This window comes from Conyzicola sp. (assembly GCF_046714715.1).
Classification (GTDB): domain Bacteria; phylum Actinomycetota; class Actinomycetes; order Actinomycetales; family Microbacteriaceae; genus Conyzicola.
The window spans coordinates 1-9,098 of record NZ_JBKKAD010000126.1 but is presented as its reverse complement, the minus strand read 5'-3'; the positions used below and the strand labels follow the sequence as shown (position 1 = coordinate 9,098).

Sequence of the window (9,098 nt, the reverse complement as noted above, 5' to 3'; positions counted from 1 at the left end):
CTCGGCGCGCCGAAGACCGACGAGTCCTGCCAGCTCGTCTCCACCTCGCCGGCGCGTTCCCGGCCGAGCGCGAGACTGACCGACCGGCGGTAGCCGGTGAGGCCGCCCTCCGGCTGCGGGATGAAGTCGTCGATGTCGTTCTCGCGCACGACGCAGTCGTACTGCAGGGACGCGATGATCGGTACCGCCAGTGCGCGCGGGATCGGCGTCACCAGGTTGACCCACTGCGAGGCCAGCCACGGCGTGAACACCGGCAGCGAGGCGATCGGGCGCTGCTTGAGGCCCGCTTCGAGGGCGTAGCCGTTCATCATCTGGCCGTAGCGCAGAACGTCGGGACCGCCGATGTCGAAGGTGCGGTTGACCTCGGGCGGCAGCTCGGCCGCGGCGACGAGGTAGTGCAGCACGTCGCGCACGGCGATCGGCTGGATGAAGTTGCGCACCCACTTCGGCGCAGGCATGTAGGGCAGCACCTCGGTGAGGTGGCGGATCATCTCGAACGACGCCGAGCCCGAACCGATCACCGTGCCCGCCTGCAGCGCCGCGGTGGGCACGCCGGAATCGATGAGGATGCGACCGACCTCGGCGCGCGAGCGCAGGTGCGGGCTGAGCGGGCCGTCGGGGTGCAGGCCGCCGAGGTAGACGATGCGGGAGACGCCCGCGGTCTTCGCGGCGGTCGCCACCGTCGTCGCCGCGAGCGACTCGCTCTTCTCGAAGTCGCCGCCCGCGCCCATCGCGTGCACGAGGTAGTAGAGCACGTCGATGCCCGCCGCCGCGTCGGCCACCTCGCTCGCGACGGTCAGGTCGGCCTTGACGATCTCGACCCTGTCGGCCCACGGGTAGTCGCGGAGGCGCTGCGGGTTGCGCACCGCCACCCGCACCTCGTACCCCGCGTCGAGCAGGCGCGGCACGAGCCGACCGCCCACGTAGCCGCTTGCCCCGGTCACCAATACTCGAGTTGCCATTCCGCCACGCTACGCGGGCTCCCCCGGAGATTTTCGCCCTCGCGCCCGTCGATAGAATGTGCATCATGACGACGACGACCGCGACCGGCGAAACCACCACCAAGAACCTCGCCCTCGCGATCGACATCGGCGGCACGAAGGCCGAGGCCGCGCTCGTCGATTCGTCCGGCACGGTCGTGGCCGGCAGCCGCTTCCGACGCCCCACCGGCGCCGGCTCCACCTCCGACGAACTCGCCGCCGCCGTGCGTTCCGTTCTCACCGACGCCCTCGCGACGCGGGCGCCCGGTAGCGACCTGCTCGGCGTCGGCGTCGGCTCGGCCGGCCCCATCACCGTGGCGCAGGGGCTCGTCTCTCCGCTCAACCTGGGCGTCTGGCGCGACTTCCCGCTGCGCCAGCTCGTCGTCGACTCCGTGCCCGACGTGCCGGTGACGATGCGCATGGACGGGGAGTGCATCACCCTCGCCGAGCACTGGGTCGGCGCCGCCGTGGGCTACGACAACGTGATGGGCATGATCGTCTCCACCGGTATCGGCGGCGGCCTCATCCTCGAGGGCTCGGCGATCGCCGGCCCCACCGGCAACGCGGGCCACATCGGCCACGTCGAGGTCGGCGGGTTCGACGACTCGTGCCTCTGCGGCGGCATCGGCTGCGTCGAGGCGATCGCCTCCGGGCCGAAGACCGTCGCGTGGGCCAACCGGCAGGGTTTCACGGGCGCGACCGGCGAAGACCTCGCCGCCGCCTACGCCGCCGGCGACCCGATCGCCCGGGCGGCCGTCGAACGCTCCGGCCGCGCCATCGGGCAGGCCATCGCCTCGGCCGCCGCGCTCGACGATCTCGACATCGTGGCCATCGGCGGCGGGTTCTCGCGCGTGACGCCCGACCTCTTCCGGTTCATCCGCGAAGCCATCGCCAAGCGCGTGGCCTTCGGCTTCGTGACCAAGGTGAAGGTGGTGCCCTCGGCGCTCTCCGACGCCGGCCCGCTCATCGGATCGGCCGCGCTCGTGCACCGCGCCGAGATGATCGCGTAGCCGAATCGGTTCAGCGCGCCAGCTGGTCCTCGACCATGCCGGGCCGTGACAGCACGACGGCACCGACGACGCCGACGAGCGAGAGCACGAGCAGGAACGTCAGCGGCACGGCCCAGCCGCCGGTCGCGTCGTGCAGCACACCGACGAGCAGCGGCCCGAACGCGCCGATCGTGTAGCCGATGCCCTGCACGAACCCGCTGAGCGCCACCGCGCCCGTGTGCGTGCGGGTGCGCTTGTTGATGAGCACGAGGCAGATCGGGAACAGGATCGGCCCGGCTCCGGCGAGCAGCACCCACAACACCGTGAGGGTGCCGGGCACGAGGAGCAGGCCGAGGTAGCCGGCGACGAAGAAGAACACGCCGAGCACGATGAGCCAGGCCGGGCTGCGCAGGCGGCTCACGAGGATGGGGGCGACGATCGAGGCCGGGAGCCCCGCGATGGCGTAGACGGCGAGCAGGTTGCCGCTCGCGGCGGGGCTGACGCCCACGAGGTCGACGAGGATCTGGGGCAGCCAGGCGAACATCGAGTAGGCGCTGACCGTCGAGACCGAGAACGTGATCGCGATCGCCACCGCGACGGGCGATCTCCAGAGCCGGCCTTCGAGGGCCGCATCCGGAATCTCCGGCTCCGTCGTCTCGTCGAGCAGCGCCGCGGCGCGGTCGCGGCGGTGACGCACCAGCAGCATGATCCACGGCACGAGGGCGGTGGCTGCCACGGCGGCCCAGATCGCGAGCGAGAAGCGCCACCCCAGCGCCTCGCTCACGGGCACGGCGAGCACCGACGGCAGCGCGGTGCTGACCGCCATGAGGGTGGCATAGGTAGACGTGATGAAGCCGACACGGTCGGGGAAATAGCGCTTGACGACGGGCGGCAGCAGCACGTTGCAGACGCCGATGCCGAGAAGGGCGACGGCGCTGCCGATCAGGAGCATCGCGAAGGTTCCGGATGCGGCCCGCGCAATGTGTCCCACGACCATGAGCCCGATGGCGACCACGATCGCGCCCTCGAGGCCGAGGCGGCGCGAGACAAAGGGACCGATGAACCCGGAGACCGCGAAGAAGATCGGCGGCAGCATGCCGATGAGGCCGATGGCCACGCTCGAGAGCGGGATGTCGACGCCGATCTCGTCGACGATCGGCGAGATCGCCGCGACCGCGGAGCGCAGGCTCAGGGCGACGAGGAGGATGCCGACGAGGGCGAGAGAGCGGCCCGCCCACAGCGGGAGACGGGCGGGCGAAGGCATCCGACCAGTTTACGGCGCTGACGGCCGCGAGCCGGCGCGGGGTGCGCCGCAGTACAGTGGGTGCCGATGAGCGATGTATCGAGGTACCTGCCGCTGAGCCAGCGTCCCCGCCGAGACGAGAGCGGGGTCACGGGCGACTGGAGCGACCGTACCGCCGCCGTGCTCACTAGCCTGGCCGGCCTCGTCGACGGTCTCGCCCCCGACGCCAGGGCGGCGGTGCAGGACGACCTCGCGCGGCTTGTCTGGCGCCTGCGGTCGACCCGTCGGCAGCGCGCCGCCGCGGCCATCAGCCGCCGCTCGCCCCGCGCGATGTCCGACGACCTGCCGGGCGTCCTCCGCTCGCTGACGGCTGACTATCCGCGGCGGCGCCCCCTCGGCGACCTCGCCGCCGCGGTGATCACGGCGCTCGACATCGCCGAAGCGACGCACACGGCGATCGACATCGACCCCGTTTCGCTGGGCGCCGTGGCCGTCGCCCGGGCCCTGAACGCGCCATTGCCGATCCGGGCGGTGCTGCGCGACCTGACCCTGGTTGCGGGAGACGGCGACTGGTCGGTCGGTCGCGGTCCCGAGAGCACGGCGGCGGGCGCGACCATCGTGCTGTTCCTCTACGGCCGCACGGGTCTACCCGCGTCCTACGATGGAGAAAAAGGAGGAGACCGTGGCTGAAAAATCAGGCGGATTCGACATCGGGGGTCTCGAGGGAGTGGTGGGCAACCTCTTCGGCGGCAAGCACTTCGACATCAAGGCACTCGAGCCGATGTGGGCGCAGATCCAACCGTTTCTGCGCGACCTGCCCGCCGACGAGATCGTCGAGAAGATCGGCTCGTGGGCGAAAGAGCTGGAGTTGCCGATCGTGGGCAGCATTCCGGCCGATGTCGTGGAGAAGATCCAGCACGGCGTGCGGGTGCCGCTCGCCCGGTTGATCAAGACCTAGGCGCTGATCAAACCCTAGGCAGTCGCGCTCTGGCCCGCGCCCTTCTCGGGGTAGCCGAGGATGACGCGCACCTTCAGTTCGTCGTCGGCGATCTGTTCGATGAGCGCCTCGATGGTGGAGTACTTCACCTGGCCGCGGATGTACTTGACGAACGCCACCTCGACGACCTTGCCGTAGAGGTCGATGGTCTCGTCGAGCACGTGCGCCTCGACCTGCTTCTCGGGCACCCCGTCGAAGGTGGGGTTGTTGCCGATGGAGACGGCGGCGCCGTACCGTACGCCGTCGGCGGTGAACCACGCAGCGTAGACGCCGTCGCCCGGGATGAACCCCTCGCTGCGCGGCGACAGGTTGGCCGTCGGGAAGCCGAGCGCACGACCGCGCTGCGCACCCATGACCACCTCGCCGCGCACCGTCGGCTCGTGTCCGAGCACGACCGCGGCCTCGGCCACGCGGCCGGCGGCCAGCAGCTCGCGGATCCACGTGGACGACGCGCGACGCGACACCCGCGAGTCCGACTCGGGCTCGACGACGTCGTCGATCACCTGCACGGCGAAGCCGAAGCGCTGGCCGAACTCGCGCAGGGTGTCGACGGTGCCGCTGCCGCGGTTGCCGAAGCGGAAGTCGGCCCCCACCATCACGACCTTCGCCCGGAGTGCGTCGACGAGGATGCGCTCCACGAACTCGAGCGGCGACTGCTCGCTGAAGGCGCGGTCGAAGGCCAGCATCACCGTGGCATCCACCCCCGCCTCGGCGAGCAACTCGACCTTCTGCGCGTTGCTGACGAGGGGCGGCGGGCAGGACTCCGGCCGCAGCAGGGCCACCGGGTGCCGGTCGAACGTCACGATGGTCGCCTGCAGCGCGTCGCGCGCGGCGACGTCGCGCAGCTCGGCGATGACCCGCCGGTGGCCGGCGTGCACCCCGTCGAACTTGCCGATCGCGACCGCGCTCGGACCGAACCCGGCGGGAATCTCGCCGAGCGACTGGAAGAACTGCACGCCTAGACCCCGGTGCTTCTCGCGAGGGCGGCATCGTCGGCGACGACGGCGCGCGGGCGGCGGCGGTAGAGCCAGAGCATCCCGAGCATCGGCAGCACGAGCGGCACGTAGCCGTACCCCGCACCGAAGCCCGACCAGACGGTCTTCGCCGGGAAGAGCACGGGATCGAAGATGCTGAGCAGCCCCACCACGAGCACCCCGAGCAGTTCGAACGAGATGGTGATCCAGGCCACGCGGTACCAGCCGGCGCCCGGAGCGATGAGCGCGATCGTGGCGACGATGTAGACCACCGCGGCCAGTGCCGAGAGCGAGTAGGCGACGGGAGCCTTGTCGAAGTCGTCGAGCAGCTGGAAGACGGATCGACCGGTCGCCGCGAGGGCGAGCAGCGCGTAGACGGCGATGAGCACGCGCCCGATACCGGCCGAACGTGAGGGAGTCGTGGTGGTCATTGTTCCTAGATTACGCGACCTGAACGAACCAGATTTGATACATGCGGTAGACCATCACCGCGACCGCGAGACAGGCGACACCGAGTACGGCGGTGCTCCAGCGCGTGCGGTCGACGAGGCCCCAGACGATGGCGAGCGGCGGGATGAGCGCGGCCGTTACGAGGTAGACCCAGAACTCGAGAGTGCTGCCGCTCGCGGTGTTGCCGAAGGCGGGCGCGAGCAGGGAGATCACGACCTGCACGATCAGCAGCAGGCCGACGAGGGCGGTGGCGCCCATGGTCAGGTCGGCCGGGGGCCGGCCTGCGAGGCCGAGCGCGAGCGCCAGCAGCCCCGCGACCAGCGCGACGGCGATCTGCGCGTAGGTGAACCACTCGATCACTTCTGGTCACCTGTCATCTCTGTCACGCCAGCACCTCGTCGGTCGGGAAGTTCACGATGGCCCGCACGGTGGCGCCGTTCGCCTCGAGCAGCCCGACCAGCCGGCCGTCGGGGCCGAGCCCCGCGATCGGACCGGTTGTGCCCTCGAGAGCGGGCACCGTGAGGCGTTTGCCGTGCACGAGGTCGATCACGTCCTGTTCCTCGAGGCGGTGCGACGGGAAGAGCGAGCCGGCGACGGCGGCCGGGCTGAGCAGCCGGTCGTTCACGACCAGGGTCTCGAGGGTGGACGCCTCGGCGACGTCGAACGGCCCCACCCTCGTGCGGCGCAGGGCCGTGAGGTGACCGCCGACGCCGAGCGCGTCGCCGAGATCCCGGGCGAGCGCTCGGATGTAGGTGCCGCTCGAGCATTCGACGCGCACGTCGAGGTCGAGGAACGCGGCGGACCGGCGGGTCTCGAGAACGTCGAAGGCCGAGATGGTGACGGTGCGCGACTTCAGCTCGACATCCTCGCCGGCGCGGGCCAGGGCATAGGCGCGCTTGCCGTCCACCTTGATCGCGCTGAAGCTGCTCGGCACCTGGGAGATCTCCCCCGTCAGCCGCGCGATACCGGCGGCGATCTGGTCGTGGGTGATCGCCGAGACGTCGGCCGCGTCGCCGAGGGTGCCCTCCGCGTCATCCGTATCGCTCGACTGGCCGAGGCGGATCGTCGCGAGATATTCCTTGCCGAGCCCCACGACGAAGGTCAGCAGCCGCGTCGAGCTGTTCATGCCCAGCACGAGGAGGCCGGTCGCCATCGGATCGAGGGTGCCCGCGTGGCCGATCTTGCGGGTGCCGGCGAGCTTGCGGGTGCGGGCGACGACGTCGTGGCTCGTGATGCCCTGCGGCTTGTCGACGAGCAGGATGCCGCTGGCCGGGTTGGTCGGCGGCTTCATCGATCGTCTCCGTCTGTTGCGCCGCTCATCCGCCCATTCTATCAACGGCTAATAGCGCTAGCCGGAGCGGACGCACATCCGGGAGCGCATAGTCTTTCCCCATGCGAATTGCGGTGATCGGAGCCGGCGCCGTGGGTGGCGCCATCGCGGCGCTGCTCGCCGCGGGCGGCCACGACGTCGCCGTCACGGCCAGGGGCGCGCATCTCGAGGCCATCCGGCGCGACGGCATCAAGCTGCGCGGGCAGTGGGGCAGCCACGACGTGCGGGTGACGGCCGCCGAGAGACTCGCGCCCGGCGCCGAGCTCGTGTTCGTCGCGACCAAGGCTCAGGATGCCGCGGCGGCACTTTCCGACAACCTGGCGGCCATCGGCGGCGCACCCGTCGTCACCGTGCAGAACGGCCTCGGCGGGGTGGAAGCCGCGCGTTCCGCGGTCGGCGACAACCCCGTCGTCGGGGCGCTCGCGATGTTCGCAGCCAGCTACCACTCCCCCGGCAGGATCGCCGTCACCACCGCCAGCCCGACCTTCGTCGGCGGCGACGACGCCGAGGCGACGGCACTCGTCGTGCGCGTACTCGGCGCCGTTATGCCGGTCAAGCGCGTCGACGACTTCGCCTCCGCGCAGTGGACCAAGCTCGTCTTCAACCAGCTGAACGCGCTGCCCGCCGTGACCGGACTCAGCGTGCAAGACGTTATCGCGCACCGCGGGCTGCGCCGCGTGCTCACCCGCAGCATGCGCGAGGCCGTGAGCGTCGCACGGGCGGACGGTGTGCGTTTCGTGCCCCTCGGCGGGCTCAGCGCGCCAATCCTCGCCGCGTTCGCGCGGGCGCCCCTGTGGGCGGCGGAGGCCCTGCCGCGCGTGCTGCGTCGGCGGATGGGAACCACGCCGAACCCCGGCTCGACGCTGCAGAGCATCCGCCGCGACCAGCCCACCGAGATCGACTACCTGAACGGCGCCGTCGTGGCGGCGGGCGAACGGCTCGGTGTGCCCACACCGATCAACGCGCTCATCGTGCGGCTGGTGCACGAGGTGGAATCGAGCAGGGCTTTCGTCGTTCCCGAGGTCGTCATCGCCCGCGTGGCGACCGCTACCGAGAGCGATACCGCGGCCTAGCGAGCAGCTAGCAGCTAGCAGCTGTCCGCGAAGCGGCGGCGGGGGTGGTCGGCGTCGGTGTTGTCGACGATGGCCGTCGCGGTCGTGCGGGGCTTCGACTCCGCGGCGTAGAGGGCCTGCGCGCCGCTGTAGCGAAGGTGACGTTGCGGCCGCGGGTTCGGCGACGCGCTGTCACGCTCGGCCCGCCGCAGGGCGGCCTCGTCCTCCGACACCTCGAGCCAGATCGAGTAGTTCCACAACCCGCGCAGCTCGGGGCGGTTGAGGAAGCTGCCGTCGACGATCAGCAGCGCGTCGGCGGGGCCGGTGAGCCAGACCGGCTCGACGCCGGCGTCGCGCGCGACATCGAAGGCGGCCGCCACGAATCCGGTGCTGCCGCCCATGCGGAACGGCTGGATCAGCGTGCGCTGGAAGGTCAGGTAGTCGTAGGAGTCGCGGTAGAAGCCCTCGGGCGAGTCTCGGCCACGGGCGTAGCGCTCGACGCGCGGGCGGTGGAACCCCTCGATCGACGCGCAGAACACGGCGTGACCCTTCAGGCGCATCGACGCGGCGAGATCGTCGCCGAAGTCCCCCGTACCGGAGACGTCGACACCGTCGATCGCGACGACGGTGCGCCCCTTGCCGTAGTTGTGCAGGATGTCGTCGGCGAGAGCCGAGAGCACGTCTTTCTTCTCGGGCTGCCAGGGCGTCATATCGTCAGCCTACGCCGCGCTTAGGCTGGGGGTGTGAGCATCGCACCGGCCGTCAGCGACTGGTTCGCAGTCAACGGCCGCGACCTGCCGTGGCGCCGTGCCGGCTTCACCGCGTGGGGCACGCTCGTCAGCGAATTCATGCTGCAGCAGACGCCCGTCGTGCGGGTCATTCCGCGCCTCGAGCAGTGGCTCGACCGCTGGCCCACCCCGGCCGACCTGGCGGCGGCGTCCCCCGGCGACGCCGTTCGCGCGTGGGCGAGCCTCGGCTACCCGCGGCGCGCGCTGAATCTGCACGCCGCCGCCGTCGCCATCACCGAACGTCACGGCGGCATCGTGCCCGAAGACGTGCCCTCGCTCCTGGCGCTGCCCGGCA

The 9,098-nt window shown here is 71.0% G+C and carries 11 protein-coding genes and 1 pseudogene; 5 read left to right on the top strand and 7 right to left on the bottom strand.

The window, feature by feature from the left end; genetic code table 11:
* Positions 1–962, bottom strand: a 962-nt coding sequence (locus ACLQ6X_RS09525) for an NAD(P)H-binding protein (protein WP_411699931.1), incomplete at its 3' end; no start/stop codon positions are given.
* A 65-nt stretch (positions 963–1,027) separates the two neighbouring features.
* Here ACLQ6X_RS09525 and ACLQ6X_RS09520 point away from each other — a divergent pair.
* Entirely contained in the window at positions 1,028–1,990 is a 963-nt protein-coding gene (locus tag ACLQ6X_RS09520; RefSeq protein WP_411699930.1) for an ROK family protein, read from the top strand.
* A gap of 10 nt (positions 1,991–2,000) precedes the next feature.
* Here ACLQ6X_RS09520 and ACLQ6X_RS09515 read toward each other — a convergent pair whose 3' ends face one another.
* Entirely contained in the window at positions 2,001–3,233 is a 1,233-nt protein-coding gene (locus tag ACLQ6X_RS09515; protein WP_411699929.1) for a CynX/NimT family MFS transporter, read from the bottom strand.
* Between the two features lie 66 nt (positions 3,234–3,299).
* On the opposite strand from ACLQ6X_RS09515, the gene ACLQ6X_RS09510 reads away from it, so the two are divergent.
* Both ACLQ6X_RS09510 and ACLQ6X_RS09505 read left to right on the top strand, forming a co-directional pair.
* On the top strand, positions 3,300–3,902 hold the full coding sequence (locus ACLQ6X_RS09510; RefSeq protein WP_411699928.1) for a hypothetical protein: 603 nt from the start codon (positions 3,300–3,302) through the stop codon (positions 3,900–3,902).
* On the top strand, positions 3,895–4,170 hold the full coding sequence (locus ACLQ6X_RS09505; protein WP_411699927.1) for a hypothetical protein: 276 nt from the start codon (positions 3,895–3,897) through the stop codon (positions 4,168–4,170). The genes ACLQ6X_RS09510 and ACLQ6X_RS09505 overlap by 8 nt, the downstream gene beginning before the upstream one ends.
* Before the next feature lie 14 nt (positions 4,171–4,184).
* Here ACLQ6X_RS09505 and ACLQ6X_RS09500 read toward each other — a convergent pair whose 3' ends face one another.
* Genes ACLQ6X_RS09500 through truB form a run of 4 tightly spaced genes read right to left on the bottom strand, consistent with a single transcriptional unit; the run spans position 4,185 to position 6,924 of the window.
* Entirely contained in the window at positions 4,185–5,165 is a 981-nt protein-coding gene (locus ACLQ6X_RS09500; protein WP_411699926.1) for a bifunctional riboflavin kinase/FAD synthetase, read from the bottom strand.
* 2 nt (positions 5,166–5,167) lie between these two features.
* Positions 5,168–5,614, bottom strand: coding sequence for a hypothetical protein (locus ACLQ6X_RS09495; protein ID WP_411699925.1), 447 nt, complete (start codon positions 5,612–5,614; stop codon positions 5,168–5,170).
* A 10-nt stretch (positions 5,615–5,624) separates the two neighbouring features.
* Positions 5,625–5,993 carry a hypothetical protein gene (locus ACLQ6X_RS09490; protein WP_411699924.1) on the bottom strand — a complete coding sequence of 123 codons (369 nt, stop codon included), beginning with the start codon at positions 5,991–5,993 and terminating at the stop codon, positions 5,625–5,627.
* Positions 5,994–6,015: 22 nt separating this feature from the next.
* Positions 6,016–6,924, bottom strand: a complete 909-nt coding sequence (gene truB, locus ACLQ6X_RS09485; protein ID WP_411699923.1) for a tRNA pseudouridine(55) synthase TruB — start codon at positions 6,922–6,924, stop codon at positions 6,016–6,018.
* Between the two features lie 101 nt (positions 6,925–7,025).
* On the opposite strand from truB, the gene ACLQ6X_RS09480 reads away from it, so the two are divergent.
* Positions 7,026–8,036 (top strand): ketopantoate reductase family protein, encoded by a 1,011-nt coding sequence (locus ACLQ6X_RS09480; RefSeq protein WP_411699922.1) that lies wholly within the window; start codon positions 7,026–7,028, stop codon positions 8,034–8,036.
* Positions 8,037–8,050: 14 nt separating this feature from the next.
* Here ACLQ6X_RS09480 and ACLQ6X_RS09475 read toward each other — a convergent pair whose 3' ends face one another.
* Positions 8,051–8,725 carry a uridine kinase gene (locus ACLQ6X_RS09475; protein ID WP_411699921.1) on the bottom strand — a complete coding sequence of 225 codons (675 nt, stop codon included), beginning with the start codon at positions 8,723–8,725 and terminating at the stop codon, positions 8,051–8,053.
* A 33-nt stretch (positions 8,726–8,758) separates the two neighbouring features.
* On the opposite strand from ACLQ6X_RS09475, the pseudogene ACLQ6X_RS09470 reads away from it, so the two are divergent.
* A pseudogene (locus ACLQ6X_RS09470) lies at positions 8,759–9,098 on the top strand (A/G-specific adenine glycosylase); the annotation flags it as partial.